This window comes from Sphingobium sp. SCG-1, assembly GCF_002953135.1.
GTDB lineage: Bacteria > Pseudomonadota > Alphaproteobacteria > Sphingomonadales > Sphingomonadaceae > Sphingobium.
The window spans coordinates 3,602,268-3,618,311 of record NZ_CP026372.1 but is presented as its reverse complement, the minus strand read 5'-3'; the positions used below and the strand labels follow the sequence as shown (position 1 = coordinate 3,618,311).

16 protein-coding genes and 1 tRNA gene are annotated in these 16,044 nt (G+C 62.5%); 12 read left to right on the top strand and 5 right to left on the bottom strand.

What is annotated here, in order from left to right:
- Window positions 1–238: 238 nt before the first annotated feature.
- The 4 genes from rpsA to aroA form a co-directional block, all read right to left on the bottom strand.
- Window positions 239–1,957 (bottom strand): 30S ribosomal protein S1, encoded by a 1,719-nt coding sequence (gene rpsA, locus C1T17_RS16735; RefSeq protein ID WP_104954409.1) that lies wholly within the window; start codon window positions 1,955–1,957, stop codon window positions 239–241.
- Window positions 1,958–2,130: 173 nt separating this feature from the next.
- Window positions 2,131–2,766 carry a (d)CMP kinase gene (locus C1T17_RS16730; protein WP_104954408.1) on the bottom strand — a complete coding sequence of 212 codons (636 nt, stop codon included), beginning with the start codon at window positions 2,764–2,766 and terminating at the stop codon, window positions 2,131–2,133.
- Complete coding sequence (locus tag C1T17_RS16725; protein WP_411269244.1) at window positions 2,763–3,014, bottom strand: CBU_0592 family membrane protein; 252 nt, start codon at window positions 3,012–3,014, stop codon at window positions 2,763–2,765. Before C1T17_RS16725 ends, C1T17_RS16730 begins: the two co-directional genes overlap by 4 nt.
- A gap of 5 nt (window positions 3,015–3,019) precedes the next feature.
- A complete protein-coding gene (gene aroA / locus C1T17_RS16720; protein ID WP_104954407.1) occupies window positions 3,020–4,372 on the bottom strand; it encodes a 3-phosphoshikimate 1-carboxyvinyltransferase in 1,353 nt (450 codons plus the stop codon).
- Between the two features lie 149 nt (window positions 4,373–4,521).
- Between aroA and C1T17_RS16715 the strand changes: the two genes are divergently transcribed.
- From C1T17_RS16715 to C1T17_RS16700, 4 genes are all read left to right on the top strand, one after another.
- The gene (locus tag C1T17_RS16715; RefSeq protein WP_104954406.1) at window positions 4,522–4,860 is read left to right on the top strand and encodes a TIGR02300 family protein; all 339 of its coding nucleotides are present in this window, start codon (window positions 4,522–4,524) and stop codon (window positions 4,858–4,860) included.
- Window positions 4,861–4,980: 120 nt separating this feature from the next.
- Window positions 4,981–5,056, top strand: a tRNA-Ala gene (locus C1T17_RS16710).
- A 93-nt stretch (window positions 5,057–5,149) separates the two neighbouring features.
- Window positions 5,150–5,923 carry an NUDIX hydrolase gene (locus C1T17_RS16705; RefSeq protein WP_104955315.1) on the top strand — a complete coding sequence of 258 codons (774 nt, stop codon included), beginning with the start codon at window positions 5,150–5,152 and terminating at the stop codon, window positions 5,921–5,923.
- Between the two features lie 2 nt (window positions 5,924–5,925).
- A complete protein-coding gene (locus C1T17_RS16700; protein ID WP_223262658.1) occupies window positions 5,926–6,648 on the top strand; it encodes an extensin family protein in 723 nt (240 codons plus the stop codon).
- On the opposite strand, the gene C1T17_RS16695 is transcribed toward C1T17_RS16700, so the two are convergent.
- Window positions 6,645–7,781 (bottom strand): PQQ-dependent sugar dehydrogenase, encoded by a 1,137-nt coding sequence (locus C1T17_RS16695; RefSeq protein ID WP_104954405.1) that lies wholly within the window; start codon window positions 7,779–7,781, stop codon window positions 6,645–6,647. The two genes, C1T17_RS16700 and C1T17_RS16695, sit on opposite strands and share 4 nt — an antisense overlap.
- Window positions 7,782–7,968: 187 nt before the next feature.
- Between C1T17_RS16695 and rimP the strand changes: the two genes are divergently transcribed.
- From rimP to C1T17_RS16655, 8 genes are all read left to right on the top strand, one after another.
- Window positions 7,969–8,493 (top strand): ribosome maturation protein RimP, encoded by a 525-nt coding sequence (gene rimP / locus C1T17_RS16690; protein ID WP_104954404.1) that lies wholly within the window; start codon window positions 7,969–7,971, stop codon window positions 8,491–8,493.
- Between the two features lie 8 nt (window positions 8,494–8,501).
- Window positions 8,502–10,109: a transcription termination factor NusA gene (gene nusA, locus C1T17_RS16685; RefSeq protein WP_104954403.1), complete on the top strand. Its 1,608-nt coding sequence runs from the start codon at window positions 8,502–8,504 to the stop codon at window positions 10,107–10,109.
- 51 nt (window positions 10,110–10,160) lie between these two features.
- The gene (locus tag C1T17_RS16680; RefSeq protein ID WP_104954402.1) at window positions 10,161–10,901 is read left to right on the top strand and encodes a DUF448 domain-containing protein; all 741 of its coding nucleotides are present in this window, start codon (window positions 10,161–10,163) and stop codon (window positions 10,899–10,901) included.
- A 9-nt stretch (window positions 10,902–10,910) separates the two neighbouring features.
- Window positions 10,911–13,496 carry a translation initiation factor IF-2 gene (infB, locus tag C1T17_RS16675; protein WP_104954401.1) on the top strand — a complete coding sequence of 862 codons (2,586 nt, stop codon included), beginning with the start codon at window positions 10,911–10,913 and terminating at the stop codon, window positions 13,494–13,496.
- A gap of 52 nt (window positions 13,497–13,548) precedes the next feature.
- Complete coding sequence (gene rbfA / locus C1T17_RS16670; protein ID WP_104955313.1) at window positions 13,549–13,947, top strand: 30S ribosome-binding factor RbfA; 399 nt, start codon at window positions 13,549–13,551, stop codon at window positions 13,945–13,947.
- Window positions 13,948–14,020: 73 nt separating this feature from the next.
- A complete protein-coding gene (locus tag C1T17_RS16665; RefSeq protein WP_104954400.1) occupies window positions 14,021–14,911 on the top strand; it encodes an alpha/beta hydrolase family protein in 891 nt (296 codons plus the stop codon).
- A 4-nt stretch (window positions 14,912–14,915) separates the two neighbouring features.
- Window positions 14,916–15,497 carry a thymidine kinase gene (locus C1T17_RS16660; protein WP_104954399.1) on the top strand — a complete coding sequence of 194 codons (582 nt, stop codon included), beginning with the start codon at window positions 14,916–14,918 and terminating at the stop codon, window positions 15,495–15,497.
- A gap of 3 nt (window positions 15,498–15,500) precedes the next feature.
- Window positions 15,501–16,043, top strand: a complete 543-nt coding sequence (locus tag C1T17_RS16655) for a GNAT family N-acetyltransferase (protein ID WP_189338389.1) — start codon at window positions 15,501–15,503, stop codon at window positions 16,041–16,043.
- Window position 16,044 lies beyond the last annotated feature (1 nt).

Sequence of the window (16,044 nt, the reverse complement as noted above, 5' to 3'; positions counted from 1 at the left end):
CCCACCAATGTGGCACCCCACATGCCACGGGTTTAGCCTTAATCAAAAGCTAAGGCGCTGACAATGGAAGGAGGGTGAGAGAGTCTCGTGCAGAATCAAGCACCTGTGCCAAATTCGGGCAGTATGTTGCAATAGCTGTCATGATGGACACAAAAAAAACGGCGCAACATCGCGTCGCGCCGTTCTAACGTTTTTCAGGCAAGGCAGGTTGCCGTAGCGGCAACCTGCAAAGCATTGATCAACCTTCGTTCTTCGCCTTGAGCGCTTCGCCCAGGATGTCGCCCAGCGATGCACCACTGTCCGACGAACCATATTGTGCGACGGCCTGCTTCTCTTCGGCGATCTGCATCGCCTTGACGGAGAAGTTGGGTTTCTTCGCACGGTCGAAGCCGATGACCATCGCATCGAACTTCTGACCGGGCTGGTAACGCTCGGGGCGCTGCTCGTCGCGGTCGCGGCCAAGGTCGCTGCGCTTGATGAAGCCGGTCGCGCCGTCTTCGCCAGTCTGCACTTCCAGACCACCGTCGCGTACTTCCAGAACGGTAACGGTGACGATCGCATTCTTGTTGAGGCCCGCACCCGAAGAAGAAGTGCCAGCGCTGCCGACGGCAGGTGCGCCCTTCTCAAGCTGCTTCATGCCAAGCGAGATGCGCTCCTTCTCGACGTCGATGTCGAGAACGATCGCCGACACGGCTTCGCCCTTGCGATGGAGCGCCAGTGCGTCTTCGCCCGAGATGCCCCATGCGATGTCGGACATGTGGACCATGCCGTCGACGTCGCCATCCAGGCCGATGAACAGACCGAATTCGGTCGCGTTCTTGACTTCGCCTTCGACGACGGAGCCGACCGGGTGCTTGTCTGCAAAGGCATCCCATGGATTGCTCTGCGCCTGCTTGAGGCCAAGCGAAATGCGACGCTTTTCGCTGTCGACTTCGAGGACGAGAACTTCGACTTCCTGGCTGGTCGAAACGATCTTGCCAGGGTGGACGTTCTTCTTTGTCCAGCTCATTTCGCTGACATGGACAAGGCCTTCGATGCCTGGCTCCAGTTCGACGAACGCACCATATTCGGTGATGTTGGTCACGCGGCCCGACAGCTTGGCGCCGATCGGATACTTGGCCATTGCGCCTTCCCAAGGATCGCTCTCAAGCTGCTTCATGCCGAGCGAGATGCGCTGCGTGTCGCGGTTGATGCGGATGATCTGCACGCGGACGGTATCGCCGATGTTTATCATTTCGCTGGGGTGGTTGATGCGCTTGTAGCTGAGGTCGGTGACGTGCAGCAGGCCGTCAATGCCGCCGAGATCAACGAACGCACCGTAATCGGTGATGTTCTTGACCACGCCTTCGATGATCTGACCTTCGGCCAGCGTCTGGATGAGGCCGGTGCGCTGTTCGGCGCGAGTCTCTTCCAAGATGGCGCGGCGCGAGACGACGATGTTGCCGCGGCGACGATCCATCTTCAGGATCTGGAAAGGCTGCGGAATGTCCATCAGCGGAGTGACGTCGCGCACGGGGCGAATATCGACCTGCGAACCGGGAAGGAACGCTACGGCGCCGTCGAGGTCGACAGTGAAGCCGCCCTTGACGCGACCGAAGATGACGCCTTCGACGCGGGTGTTCTCGGTGAATTCAGCTTCCAGCTTGTCCCATGCGGCTTCGCGGCGGGCGCGGTCGCGAGAGAGCATGGCGTCGCCATGGGCGTTTTCGACGCGGTCGACATAGACTTCGACTTCGTCGCCAACCTTGATGTCAGCCTTCTGGCCGGGCATCGCGAACTCACGCAAAGGCACGCGGCCTTCGCTCTTGAGGCCCACGTCGATGACGGCGAGGTCGTTTTCGATGGCGGTAACGGTGCCCTTGACGACGCGGCCTTCAAAGCCGCCGTCTTCGCCACCGAGAGAATCATTGAGCATCGCTGCGAAATCGTCGCGCGACGGAAATGCCGTAGAGGCCATGTGGTAGTCCTTCTTCGTACGTTGCTGGCCGGCCGGTTGTCTCCGGCGGTCTTTGGCCAAAACGCCTGCAAAACCGGGTGTTTATGCAAGCATCCGGCACGCGGCTAAGCAGCGCGGACACACATCGGGAGAAAGCGAAAAAGGCGCTGGGGGATGCCCCTGCGCCGCGCGCGTCACTCCTTGGAGCGACGGTCCAGTTGTGCGTCCACCAGCGAAATCGCCTGTCGGACGGCCGCGTCTATAGTCAAGTTACTGGTATCTAGCAAGTCTGCACCCTCGGCCTGCTTCAATGGCGCATGGTCGCGGTTCATGTCGCGATCGTCGCGCGCGCGGATGTCGGCGATGATGGCGTCGCGGTCTGCCTCCATGCCGTTGCGGTGCATTTCGTTCAGGCGGCGGTCCGCGCGGACTTCGGGGCTGGCGATGACGAACAGCTTTGCGCTGGCGCCCGGCGCGATGACGGTGCCGATGTCGCGTCCGTCAAGCACCGCACCGCCCGGTTGCATGGCGAAGTCGCGCTGGCGCTGGATCAGTGCTGCGCGCACCTGAGGGTGGATAGACACGCGGGAGGCCAAGGCGCCGCTGGCCTCGTTGCGCAATTCCGTGTCCATGAGCAGTGACTCAGGGAAGTCGCATGCCGCGACGGCATCATGCGGGTCATCGGCATTGCCACCCGCACGCGCGACACTGAGGCCAACGGCGCGATAAAGAAGACCCGTATCGAGATGCGGCAGTCCATAATGCGCGGCAAGCGCCCGCGCGATGCTGCCCTTTCCCGACGCAGCGGGGCCATCGACGGCGATAATCACGACTTTCCGCCTCGCAGCACCTTGGCGAGGCCGAGGATCGCGATGATGGCCCAGACGATCTCCAGCGCCATCGACGCGATGTTGAAATGCACTGTAAGCGATGCGATCAGCATCAACGATCCGACCAGGTTGAGCAGGTTGAAGAACAGGAAATTGATCTTCGCCGCCATGTTGGAATAAGCGTATGCGATGACCATCAGTCCGCTGCCGATCAGGCCGACGATATTGGCGGCGACTGGTGAAAGAATGTCCGTCACACGGTCGCGCCCATCGTGCGGAGCAGGTCCAGGAAGCCCGGAAAGCTCGTGGCGACGGGGCGCATGTCATCCACCGTCACGCCGTCACGCGATACGAGTCCGGCGACAGCGAAGCTCATCGCGATCCGGTGATCGAGTAACGTTGCGACCGGCCCGCCGCCCGCCAGCGGTTCGCCACCCGTGCCGTCGATGATGAGGCCGTCTTCCAGTTCCTCCACTTGCGCGCCGATCAGCCGCAAGCCCGTTGCCATGGTGGTCAGGCGATCCGATTCCTTGACGCGCAGTTCCTCAAGACCACGGAAGACGCTGTGCCCCTGCGCCAGCGCTGCGGCGACGAACGCAATCGGATATTCGTCGATCATACTGGGCGCGCGGTCGGGATCGGGTTCCACGCCCGTCAGCGTTGATGCCGACACGACCAGATCGCCGACAGGCTCGCCGCCAACCTCTCGGGGGTTCGCAATCTCGATCGATCCGCCCATTTCGCGCAGCAGATCGATCAGTCCCGCACGTGTCGGATTAAGTCCGACGTTGCGGATCGTGACGCGCGATCCCGGCACCAGCAGCGCTGCGACCATCGGGAAAGCTGCGGACGATGGATCGCCCGGCACCACGATATGCTGCGGCTGCAATTCCGCCTCGCCGACGAGGCTGATGACGCGGGCGCCGTCGCTGTCGATTTCCACCGTCAGTTCAGCGCCGAAGCCGCGCAGCATCCTCTCGCTGTGATCGCGTGTGGCTATGGGTTCGACCACGCGGGTGATGCCTGGCGTATTCAGTCCGGCCAGTAGAACCGCCGACTTCACCTGCGCTGAGGCAACGGGCAGGCGATACTCGATCGGCACCGCCGGGCAGATGCCCCGTAGCGTCAGCGGCAGCCGACCGCCCGGAGCGGATGTGAACTCCGCGCCCATAGTGGACAGCGGGTCGATCACGCGCCCCATCGGCCGTTTGCTCAGGGATGCGTCGCCGATGAAGGTTGCCGTCAGATCGTGGCTGGCGAGCAGCCCCATCAGCAGCCGCGTGGACGTGCCGCTGTTGCCCATGTCGAGCGCGACTTCCGGCTGGAGCAAACCCCCGACGCCGACGCCATGGATGTGCCATACGCCATCGTCGTCGCGCACGATGTCCGCGCCCATCGCTCGCATCGCCGCCGCCGTGGCCAGTACATCCTCCCCCTCCAGTAGCCCCTCGACTCGGCTTTCCCCCACGGCCAGTGCCGACAGCATCAGGGCGCGGTGGGATATGCTCTTGTCGCCCGGCACCGTGACCGTGCCCGTCAGCGCGGGTGCGGCGGTGAAGGTTTTGGGGGTTGGCGCGCTGCTGTGCGCGCCCGGTTCATGGGGCATGTGAGTCCGAACGTCATCAAAGGGTCAAAAAAAGCGCCCCGGCTTTTGACAGCGCGGTCCTGCTATGGCAATGCCCCCGTCGCTTCGCGCGCAGCCCTGCTGTCGCGCGCTTTTACCTATTTAATTTTATCAAGGATGGACGGCGGCACATGGTGAAGCCTGAATGGGGCACGAAACGGACTTGCCCGAAATGCGCGACGCGCTTCTACGATCTTGGCAAGGATAATCCGGTTGTCTGCATCAACTGCAACAATCCGTGGGATCCAGAGCCTGTCCTGAAGTCCAAGCAGCCGCTTCCCTATGAGGAAGTCGTGCCCAAGAAGGTTGTCGAAACCGCCGACGGCGCTGTCGAGGCTGTGGATGACGATCTGGACGTCGATCTGGACATTGATGAGGACGACGACTCGCCGGACAATGACGTCGACCTTGGCGGGGACGACGATCTTGGCCTTGAAGCGGCTGGCGACGACGACGGCGACGACAATTAAGCTCTTGCAAAGCGAGGCGCTGCTCGCCTAAAGGCAGCGCCTCGCAAGCGAATCTGCGTTGGAAACGCGATTTGCCATGGCGAAATGCGGCCGCGACCCAAGGCGGCGCATCTATGGAATGGGGCCTTAGCTCAGCTGGGAGAGCGCCTGCATGGCATGCAGGAGGTCAGCGGTTCGATCCCGCTAGGCTCCACCAAAGCTTCATATGAACCTTCTTGTTGCAGCGCGACCTGTTCGTGGGCACGAAATGGGTACTTCCACTGGCGGCCCCGCATACCTAAAGCAGGGCATGGTCCAACCTGCAAACCTCGCCTCGCGTCCTGCGTCCACATTGATCGTGTTGCGCGAAAGTCTTTCCGGTCCGCCGCAGCTTTTGATGATGGAGCGGGCCGCGACGATGGCGTTCGCTCCGGGCGCATTGGTATTTCCGGGCGGTGCAACGGATGCCGACGATGTAGCTCTGGCCGAAAGGCTTGGCACCGATCTGCCCGTTGATGAGGCTGCTTCCCGCATCGGGGCGATACGCGAGACATTGGAGGAAAGCGGCATAGCGCCGGGCCTGGGCACAAGCGACGATGCGGTGCTGGCCGAACTTCGGCGCGATCTGAGCCGAGGCATTCCGTTTTCCACTCTGGTCGCGGGAAATGGCCTTACGCTCAATATCGATGCGCTCATTCCCTTTGCCCGATGGCATCCGAATGCGGGCGAAAGGGTCCGCCGCGTATTCGACACGCGATTCTATCTTGCGCGCTATGATTCGGAAGGGCCGGAGCCGGTGGCGGACGAGACAGAGAATCTCAGCCTGTTCTGGGACAGTGCGGCGGGTGTCCTTGGCCGATGCGACGCCGGGCAGGGCCGTGTGATTTTCCCGACACGGCGCAACCTTGAACGACTCGCGCAGTTTTCAACGATAGATGCATTAGAGCGGCATGCGTGTGCGTTCGCGGTGGAGAAGATCGTGCCTTGGATCGAAGAGCGGGCGGAGGACAGATATCTCTGCATTCCTGACCACCTCGGCTATCCGGTCTGCTTCGAGCGGCTGGAGACGGCCTTTCGGACCTAACGGTGCGACACGTCTACCGATGGTTGCGGCGGCTGGTCTGGTTGCTCTTCATCGGAGTCGCCGTGTTGGCCGCCTATGCGTTGATGCGCGGGCGTCCACAGGACTTGCCTTGGACGCCGCTCGACCTTGCGCAGCCGCCGGGCCTGTTCACGGGGCGGAAGCTAGCGGCATTGACGCAGCAACCGGAACAATGTCGCGCTTTACTGGACCGTGCCGGGATCGCCTATACGGCGCTCGGCCCGCAAGGCAGCGGGCAGTGCGTGCATAACGATACGGTGCGGTTGAAGGCAGTGGCAGGCGCGGTTGCGCTGTCGCCTTCGTCGGCGCCGTCATGCCCTGTCGTGGCGGCGCTCAAGCTGTGGGAATGGAATGTCGTGCAACCCGCCGCGCAGCGCCTGTTCCGCTCTCAAGTGAAGCGGATCGAACATTTTGGCAGCTTCAGTTGCCGTCGAATGTACGGGCGGTCACGTGGTGACTTTAGCGAACACGCGACTGCCGACGCGATCGACATATCCGGCTTCGTGCTGGCGGATGGCAGGCGCGTGCGGGTGCTCCGGGACTGGAAGGGGCAGGGCAAGGACGCACAGTTCCTTCACGAAGTTCGCGATGGCGCCTGCGGGCTTTTCTCGACCGTATTATCCCCCGACTATAACGCCGCCCATGCCGACCATCTTCACCTCGATCAGGCGGAGCGGGGCGCGATGGGCTGGCGGGCCTGTCGCTAGGCGGGCGTCAGTTTCAGCAGGCGACCCTGCGAACCGTCATCTTCGTCCTCCAGTACCCACAGTGCGCCATCCGGGCCTTGCTCGACGTCGCGGATGCGGGCGCCCATGTCCCACTGGTCGGCCTTGCTCGCATTGCTGCCGTCGATCTTTACGCGGACGAGCGCCTTGCTGGACAGGCCGCCAATGAACAGCGATCCCTTCCAGGCCGGAAACAGATCGGCATTGTAGAAGGCGAGGCCGGCGGGCGAGATCACCGGATTCCAGCTTACCTTCGGGGCCTCGAAGCCATCGCCCGGCTTATGGTCGGGAATATCGCGGCCGTCATAGTGGCTACCGTTCGAAGCCAAGGGGTAGCCATAATTCAGACCCGGCTTAATCAGGTTCACTTCGTCCCCGCCCTTGGGACCCATTTCCTGTTCCCAAAGCTGCCCTTTATCATCAAATGCGATTCCCAAGAGATTGCGGTGGCCGTAGGACCAGACAGCCGGATGGAAGCCCTTCGCGGCCAGCGGGTTGCCTGCGGCAGGGGTGCCATCGAGGTTCAGGCGCAACACCTTACCCAACGTAGCCTTTGGGTCTTGTGCGGGCGTGAATTTCTGCCGCTCACCATTGGTGAAGAACAGATATTTGCCATCAGGGGAGAAGGCGATGCGCCCGGAATAATGGCCATTGCCTTCGACATAGGGCGTCGCCTGGAAAATCTTCTTTACGTTCGAAAGCGTCGCGGTCCCATCGCTGGCTTGCGCAAAGGTGCCGGTAATTAGCGCCACGCCCTTGCCACCCGGACCAGCCTCGGAAAAACTGATGTAGACCTGCTTGTTGGTCGCGAACTGGGGATGCAGGACCACGTCCATCAATGCACCCTGACCGGCGCTGTCCACCGCAGGAACGCCGCTGACGGGAATCTTCGTGCCGTTCTTGGGATCGAAGAGGAGCAGCGTTCCGGCTTTTTCCGTCACCAGCATTCGCCCGTCCGGAAGGAACGTCATCGCCCACGGTGCGTCGAGGTCCGCGATAGTCGACGTTTTGAAAGGCTTCCCGGCGTCGGCGGCCGGCTGGCCGTTGGCCGGACCGCTCCCCGAGCAGGCGATAAGCACGAGCGGAAGGGCGATAGCGAGCGGCGAATAGCGCATGCAAAATCCTCTCAAGGCACGATCTTGGTGATGAAGCTACTACGCAAATGATCCTGTGCAAATAAGGTTGCCTTGTGGTCGATGCCTGCCTATATCGCGATTGCTTCCTTACATCGTCATACATGCAAGGGTCGGCTCCCACGGGGCCGGCGGCAACAAGCGCCTGTATATATTCTGAAGGGTTTGAATGGCGGACATTGCTGCACTGACACAGTTGATCGAGCCGGAGGTGAAGGCCCTGGGCTTCGACCTCGTGCGCGTGAAGCTGTTCGGCGCGGGCGATGAACGCACGCTCCAGATCATGGCCGAGCGCCGCGATACGCGCCAGCTTGTGATCGAGGATTGCGCCGCGATCTCTCGCCGCCTGTCCGATCTGCTCGACGAGACCGATCCGATCGAGGACGCCTATCGCCTAGAAGTCAGCTCGCCCGGCATCGACCGTCCGCTGACGCGCCTGCATGATTTCGACGACTGGAAGGGGCATGAGACCCGCATAACCGTCGAAGAAGCCGTGGAAGGCCGTAAGACCTTGAAGGGTATCCTGAAAGGTCATGAAGGCGATGTCATTCACCTGGTCGATGCAAAGGTCGGCAGGGTCGAGGTGCCTTTCTCCAATATCACCAGCGCAAAGCTGGTGCTGACTGACGCACTCATATCTGCTACAATGCCGCTGTCTTCGGACGGAGCGGACGAAATCGAAACGGAAGGATAAGTCCCCACATGGCAAACGCCATTTCCGCCAACAGGGCCGAGTTGATCGCCATCGCCAATTCGGTGGCATCGGAAAAGATGATCGACAAGGCCATCGTGATCGAAGCGATGGAGGACGCGATCCAGCGCGCCGCCCGCGCGCGTTACGGTGCCGAGAACGACATCCGCGCGAAGCTGGATCAGGATACCGGTGATCTTCGTCTGTGGCGCGTCGTCGAAGTGGTCGAGACCGTCGAGGATTATTTCAAGCAAGTCGATCTGAAGGCTGGGCAGAAGTTGCAGCCCGGTGCCGCCGTAGGCGACTTCATTGTCGATCCGCTGCCCGCCATCGATCTTGGCCGTATCGACGCGCAGTCCGCCAAGCAGGTTATCTTCCAGAAGGTCCGCGACGCAGAGCGTGAGCGCCAGCATGAAGAGTTCAAGGATCGCGTGGGTGAAATCATCACCGGCGTCGTGAAGTCAGTCGAGTTCGGCCATGTCGTCGTGAACCTGGGCCGCGCAGAAGGCGTCATCCGCCGCGACCAGCAGATCCCGCGTGAAGTCGTCCGCGTCGGCGATCGCATCCGCTCGATCATCCTGAACGTCCGCCGCGAAAACCGTGGGCCACAAATTTTCCTGAGCCGCGCACATCCCGATTTCATGAAGAAGCTGTTCGCGCAGGAAGTGCCCGAAATCTACGACGGCATCATCGAGATCAAGGCCGCTGCACGCGATCCGGGCAGCCGCGCCAAGATCGGCGTCATCAGCCGCGATTCGAGCATCGATCCGGTCGGCGCGTGCGTCGGCATGAAGGGCAGCCGCGTGCAGGCCGTCGTGCAGGAAATGCAGGGCGAGAAGATCGACATCATTCCCTGGTCGGAAGATACAGCGACTTTCGTGGTCAACGCATTGCAGCCTGCGACCGTCAGCCGCGTCGTCATCGACGAGGATGAAAGCCGCATCGAAGTCGTCGTGCCCGACGATCAGTTGTCGCTCGCCATCGGTCGCCGCGGCCAGAACGTCCGGCTTGCGTCGCAGCTTACCGGGTCGGCCATCGACATCATGACCGAAGCGGACGCCAGCGAGAAGCGCCAGAAGGAATTCGTGACGCGCTCCGAACTGTTCCAGAACGAACTGGACGTGGACGAGACGCTGTCGCAGCTTCTGGTCGCGGAAGGCTTCGGCGAACTGGAAGAAGTCGCCTATATCTCGATCGAAGAACTCGCCGGCATCGAAGGCTTCGACGAAGATCTGGCCGAAGAACTGCAGAGCCGCGCCACCGAAGCGCTTGAGCGTCGTGAAGCTGCTGCGCGTGAAGAGCGTCGCGCTCTGGGCGTCGAGGATGCACTGGCCGACATGCCGCACCTTACGGAAGCGATGCTTGTCACGCTGGGTAAGGCGGGCATCAAGACGCTGGACGATCTCGCCGATCTCGCCACTGACGAACTGGTCGCCAAGAAGCGCGTGGACACGCGCCGCCGCGCCAAGGAAACGACCGAGGACAAGGGTGGTATCCTCGCCGAATATGGCCTGAGCGAAGAGCAGGGCAACGAAACCATCATGGCCGCGCGCGCGCACTGGTTCGAAGACGAAGCCACGGATGTTGGGGAGGACGCTGTTGCGGAAACTCCCCAATGACACGCTAGGGTTTGAGGCGGACCGGCCTTCCCGCTTTTTGGGGAGGCCGCAATGACCGAACGACGGTGCATCCTGTCGGGTGACCGGGCTGATCCGGAAGGTCTCGTGCGTCTCGCGCTCGGGCCGGACGGGCAGGTCGCGGTCGATCCGCGCGCCAAGGCTCCGGGCCGTGGGGCCTGGATCGGCGTGGCACGTCCCGTGCTGGAAAAGGCGCTTGCCACCAGCAAGCTGAAAGGTGCGCTGATCCGCGCCTTCAAGACCAGCGACATCGTGATTCCGGACGACTTGGCAGAGCGCATCGACGCGGCTTTGCGCGACGCATTGCTCGACCGGCTGGGGCTGGAGGCAAAGGCGTCCATGCTGCTTACTGGCTCTGCGAAGATCGAGGATGCGGCGCGGCGCGGCAATGTCGTGCAACTCTATCATGCCGCCGATGCGCGACCCGATGGCAGCCGCAAGCTGGATCAGGCTTTGCGGGTGGGCCAAGAGGCGGAAGGCACTGATATGGCAGGCATTGTCTTGCCTGTGGGCCGCGACGCATTATCTAAGGCCATGGGGCGTGAGAACGTCGTCCATATCGCCGTAACGAACCAGAAGGCCGCCGCGCGTCTGCAAAGCGCCCTTGGCCGCTGGCAAATCTATCTCGGATGCGCTAATGCGGCGCCTTCGCGCGCTGCCCCGCCCCAGGAGGACGGAGTCGCCGCCGCGTTGGGCGTTCCGGCCGATCAGAATCAGGAATTGGCCTGCGAACCGGATGGTTCGCGCGCCCAGATGACGCAAGTGAAGGGTTAAGTTTAGTCAATGAGTGACAGCAAGGAAGACAAGCCGACTTTGGGCCGTAAGCCGCTTGGTATCAAGCGGACGGTCGAGTCCGGCCAGGTGCAGCAGAGCTTCAGCCATGGCCGCAAGAATACGGTCGTGGTCGAAGTGAAGCGCCGCCGCCTCATTGGCAAACCGGGCGAGGCCGCTGCGCCGACGCCCGAACCCGAAGTCGTGGCTGCGCCCGCTCCGGTCGCGCAGGCGCCGCGCCCGGCCCCAGCGCCCGCAGCCCCGCCACCGCCGCCGCGTCAGAACCCAGCCAACAGCCTGATGTCGCGTCAGGAATTGCAGGCCAAGCTGCTGCGTGAAGCCGAGGAAGCGCGTATGCAGGCGCAGGAAGACGCGCGCCGTCGCGCCGAAGCCGCGCGCCTCGCCGCCATCGAGGAAGAGAAGCGCCGCGCCGAACAGCCCGCTGCTGCGCCCGCTCCGAGTGAACCGGCGCCTGCCGCCGCTGCTCCGGAAGCGCCTGCTGCGGCTGCTCCCGTTGCGCCGGAAGCAGTGGCTGCTCCGACCGAAACGGCTCAAGCGCCAGCCCCGGCTGCTGCCGAACCGGAAGCGCCTGCCGCTACTGCGACGACTGTTCCGCCGCCGCGTCGCTTTACGCCCGTGTCTCCGATCAAGCGTCCCGAGCCAGCCAAGGTCGACAAGACGAAGCGCGGCGTCGATGATCGCCGCCAATCCGGTAAATTGACGGTCACCAAGGCTCTGGCGGAAGACGATAGCGCCCGCGCCCGCAGCCTTGCTGCGCTGAAGCGTGCCCGTGAAAAGGAACGTCGCGCCCATGGCGGTGGCCGCCAGCAGCCGCGTGAGAAGCAGAGCCGCGACGTTGTCGTGCCAGAGAGCATCACGATTCAGGAACTCGCCAACCGTATGGCCGAAAAGGGCGCGGATCTGGTGAAGGCGCTGTTCAAGATGGGTACGCCTGTCACGATCAATGAAGTGATCGACCAGGATACCGCCGAACTGCTGGTGGAAGAATTCGGCCACCGCATCCAGCGCGTTTCCGAATCCGACGTCGAAATCGGTATCGAGGGCGATACCGATGCACCCGAAACACTGCAAACGCGTCCACCGGTCGTGACTATCATGGGCCACGTCGATCACGGCAAGACGTCGCTGCTCGACGCCCTGCGCGGCACCGATGTGGTCGCCGGCGAAAGCGGCGGTATCACCCAGCATATCGGCGCCTATCAGGTGAAGACCAAGGGCGGCGATCTCATCACCTTCCTCGACACGCCGGGTCACGAAGCGTTCAGCGAAATGCGTGCCCGTGGGGCGAACGTCACCGACATCGTCATCCTGGTGGTGGCGGCGGACGATGGCCTGATGCCGCAGACGGTCGAAGCCATCAACCACACCAAGGCGGCTGGCGTGCCGATGATCGTTGCGATCAACAAGGTCGACAAGCCTGAAGCCAATCCGCAGAAGGTGCGCGAGCGCCTGCTGAGCGAGGACGTGGTGGTCGAGGATATGGGCGGCGACGTTCAGGACGTTCTCGTCTCCGCGACCAAGAAGACGGGTCTCGACGAACTCATCGAGAAGATCCTGTTGCAGGCCGAATTGCTCGAACTGACCGCCAACCCCGATCGTGCTGCCGAAGGCAATGTGATCGAGGCGAAGCTGGACAAGGGCCGTGGTCCGGTTGCGACGGTGCTCGTGCGCAAGGGTACGCTCAAGGTCGGCGACACGTTCGTCGTCGGTGCGGAAAGCGGCAAGGTTCGTGCGCTTGTCAATGACAAGGGCCAGAACGTGAAGGTTGCGGGGCCGTCCAGTCCGGTCGAAATTCTCGGGCTTTCGGGTGTCCCGATGGCAGGCGATCAGCTTTCCGTCGTCGAAAATGAAGCGCGTGCCCGCGAAGTCGCGGCGTATCGTGCCGAACAGAAGACGCGCAAGCGGACGACCTCGGCGCCGACCAGCTTCGAACATATGTTCTCTGCATTGAACACGACCGTCATCGAATATCCGGTGGTGGTAAAGGGCGACGTGCAGGGTTCGGTCGAAGCGATCGTCAATTCGCTGAATCGTGCTTCGACGGACGAGATCAAGGTCCGCGTGCTGCAAAGCGGCGTGGGTGCGATCACGGAAAGCGACGTTACGCTGGCCGCCGCTTCGCGTGCACCGCTGATCGGCTTCAACGTGCGTCCCAACGCCAAGGCGCGCGTTCTGGCCGAGCGGGACAAGGTGTCGCTGCGCTATTATGACGTGATTTACGACCTCATCGAGGAAGTGAAGAACGAAATGGCGGGGCAGTTGGCGCCGGAGCGTATCGAAACGATCGTCGGTCGTGCGGAAATTCGCGATGTCTTCTCCGCAGGCAAGCACGGCAAGGCCGCCGGTCTGCTGGTGGTCGATGGCGTCATTCGCAAGTCGCTCAAGGCACGCATCACGCGCGACGACGTCATCACCTATCAGGGCGAAATCGCGTCGCTCCGTCGCTTCAAGGACGATGTGTCCGAAGTGCGCGCCGGTCTGGAGTGCGGCGTGACATTCACGCAGAACTTCACTGACCTCAAGGCAGGCGATTACCTCGAAACCTTCGAGGTCGAGGAACGCGCACGCACATTATGACGGCAAGGAAATGCCTCATCCCGGCTGATGTCGGGATGAGGTGGACATGTATATGGCTGTGACCCCAACTGAAGGCCCCTCCGTCCGCGTGCTTCGCGTGGGCGAGCAAGTGCGCCATATCCTCTCGGAAATCCTTGCGCGGGGGGATGTGCATGACGATGTGCTGGCGAAGCATGTCGTCAGCGTCACGGAAGTGCGCATGTCCCCCGACCTGCGTCACGCTACCGCCTTCATCAAGCCGCTGCTGGGCAAGGATGAGGAGGCGGTGCTCAAAGCCCTGCGCACGAATACCGCTTATCTTCAGCGCGAAGTGGCGAGCCGGACGAAGCTTAAATATGCCGCGAAGATCAAATTCCTGGCCGATGAGAGCTTCGATGAGGGCAGCCATATCGACAAGCTGCTGCGCGATCCGAAGGTCGCGCAGGATTTGACGGATGACGAGGCGGAATAAGACTGCTGCGCTCTGTTGCGCTTCTTCGATGCCCGGTTCAAAGATGCGGCAACGGTCAGCGGGCGGAGATTCCATGCGTAAGATGACGGCATTGGCGGCGGTTCTGCTGACCCTATCGGCTGCGCAGGCGAAGGAGACGGTGCACCGCGCCGTCATTTCCGATCCGGTGGTGGACAAGAGCATTCCCGCCGATATGAGCGCCTTTGTGCTGCCCGCCGGCGACGGCGCGATGAACGCAGTGATGTACACCGCATCGGGACGCGGGCCGCATCCGACGCTGCTCTTGCTGCACGGCTTTCCGGGCAACGAACAGAATCTCGATCTCGCGCAGGCGGCGCGGCGGGACGGGTGGAATGTGCTGACGCTGCATTATCGCGGTAGCTGGGGCAGCCCCGGTCGCTTCTCGCTGACCAACGCTGCGCAGGATGCGCATACGGCGCTTACTTTCCTTCACGATCCCGCCACGCAGGCGAAATACCGCATCGATCCAAAAGCGATCGCGGTCGCCGGGCATAGCATGGGCGGTTTCATGGCGGCCGATGCGGCGGCGGATGATCCAGCGATTGCGGGCCTCTTTCTGATCGATCCCTGGGATATCTCAGAGACGGCCGCATCGCTTGCCACGAAGGAAGGGCAGGCCGCATGGCTGGCGGAGGCGACGGGCGATCTGCCGCCACTTGCGGGCACGAGTGTCGATGCGCTGTCGCAGGAGATGACCGCCAACGCCGCCCGCTTCGACCTCAGTGCGCGCGTGATCGCCTTTGGCCAACGCCCGTTCAGCATAGTCGGTGCGGAGCGCGGGATAGGGGCGACGGCGCGCAGGATCGGCGGGGCTGCGCAATCGGTCTGGCCCGCCGCGCAAGTGCAGGTGATGCCGACTGACCATAGCTTCTCCGACCATCGCATCGCCCTGGCTGATGTGCTCGTCCGCTGGCTCGACAGCATCTCGCCGTCCATTCCCTGACGTCATGGCTAAGCTTTATTTCTACTATTCCTCGATGAATGCGGGGAAATCGACGACGCTGCTTCAGTCCAGCTTCAATTACCGCGAGCGGGGCATGGCGACGATGCTGTGGACCGCCGCGATAGACGACCGCTATGATGCCGGGCACATCACGTCGCGCATCGGCCTGAAGGAGGAGGCGCATGTCTTCGCGCGCGAGACCGACCTCCACACCGCGATCCTGAAGCAACATGCGCACGAACCGATTGCCTGTGTGCTGGTCGACGAGGCGCAGTTTCTGACGCCTGCCCAAGTTCTGCAACTCGCGCGCATATGCGACGAGAGCGACATTCCGGTGCTATGCTATGGCCTGCGCACTGATTTTCGCGGGGCATTATTCGCGGGAAGCGCGCTGCTGCTCGGAATTGCGGACTCCTTGAGCGAGATCAAGGCCGTGTGCGAATGCGGGCGCAAGGCGACAATGAACCTGAGGGTAGACAGTGCGGGCAGGGCCGTACGCGACGGTGCGCAGACGCAGATCGGCGGCAATGACAGCTATATCGCGCTGTGCCGCCGACATTTCATGGCGCGGCTGCGGGAAGGCTGACGGATGATCGACATGGACGCCTTGCTTGCGCCGATCGTGGCGGGCGACATCGCCTTGACGCAGCTTGTTGAAAGCGACCGTGAAGATTTGCGCGCCATCTGTCCGGACGATGACGCGGTGTGGGAAATCTATCCAATCCACTTGTCGGGCGAAGATTTCGATCGCGAATTCAGCGCGATCCTGAACAACCCCGCGCGGCAACCATTTGCCATCCGGGTGGACGGTGCGCTGGCGGGGATATCGGGTTACCTCAACATCGACGCAGCCAGCGGCGTCGCGGAAATCGGCGGCACCTATATGACGCCCGCCGCACGGGGCACGGGTCTCAATGGCCGGATCAAGCCGCTGCTGCTTGGGCGGGCATTCGCGAGCGGCGTGCAGCGCATCGAGTTCCGCATCGACGCCCGCAACACCCGCTCGCTCCGCGCGGTCGAGAAACTCGGCGCAGTTCGCGAGGGTCTCATGCGGCGGCAGCGTCGGACGTGGACCGGGCATTTCCGCGATACGGTCGTGCTGTCGATCCTGCGCGAGGAATGGCAGGGCTGAT

What these genes read in the sequence shown, in the direction of transcription:
- C1T17_RS16695 (WP_104954405.1), bottom strand. Translation starts at nt 7,781, where the DNA reads ATGCGCTATTCGCCGCTCGCTATCGCCCTTCCGCTCGTGCTTATCGCC.
- rbfA (WP_104955313.1), top strand. Translation starts at nt 13,549, where the DNA reads ATGGCTGTGACCCCAACTGAAGGCCCCTCCGTCCGCGTGCTTCGCGTG.
- rimP (WP_104954404.1), top strand. Translation starts at nt 7,969, where the DNA reads ATGGCGGACATTGCTGCACTGACACAGTTGATCGAGCCGGAGGTGAAG.
- nusA (WP_104954403.1), top strand. Translation starts at nt 8,502, where the DNA reads ATGGCAAACGCCATTTCCGCCAACAGGGCCGAGTTGATCGCCATCGCC.
- C1T17_RS16705 (WP_104955315.1), top strand. Translation starts at nt 5,150, where the DNA reads ATGGTCCAACCTGCAAACCTCGCCTCGCGTCCTGCGTCCACATTGATC.
- C1T17_RS16665 (WP_104954400.1), top strand. Translation starts at nt 14,021, where the DNA reads ATGCGTAAGATGACGGCATTGGCGGCGGTTCTGCTGACCCTATCGGCT.
- C1T17_RS16660 (WP_104954399.1), top strand. Translation starts at nt 14,916, where the DNA reads ATGGCTAAGCTTTATTTCTACTATTCCTCGATGAATGCGGGGAAATCG.
- rpsA (WP_104954409.1), bottom strand. Translation starts at nt 1,957, where the DNA reads ATGGCCTCTACGGCATTTCCGTCGCGCGACGATTTCGCAGCGATGCTC.
- C1T17_RS16655 (WP_189338389.1), top strand. Translation starts at nt 15,501, where the DNA reads ATGATCGACATGGACGCCTTGCTTGCGCCGATCGTGGCGGGCGACATC.
- aroA (WP_104954407.1), bottom strand. Translation starts at nt 4,372, where the DNA reads ATGCCCCATGAACCGGGCGCGCACAGCAGCGCGCCAACCCCCAAAACC.
- C1T17_RS16715 (WP_104954406.1), top strand. Translation starts at nt 4,522, where the DNA reads ATGGTGAAGCCTGAATGGGGCACGAAACGGACTTGCCCGAAATGCGCG.
- C1T17_RS16680 (WP_104954402.1), top strand. Translation starts at nt 10,161, where the DNA reads ATGACCGAACGACGGTGCATCCTGTCGGGTGACCGGGCTGATCCGGAA.
- infB (WP_104954401.1), top strand. Translation starts at nt 10,911, where the DNA reads ATGAGTGACAGCAAGGAAGACAAGCCGACTTTGGGCCGTAAGCCGCTT.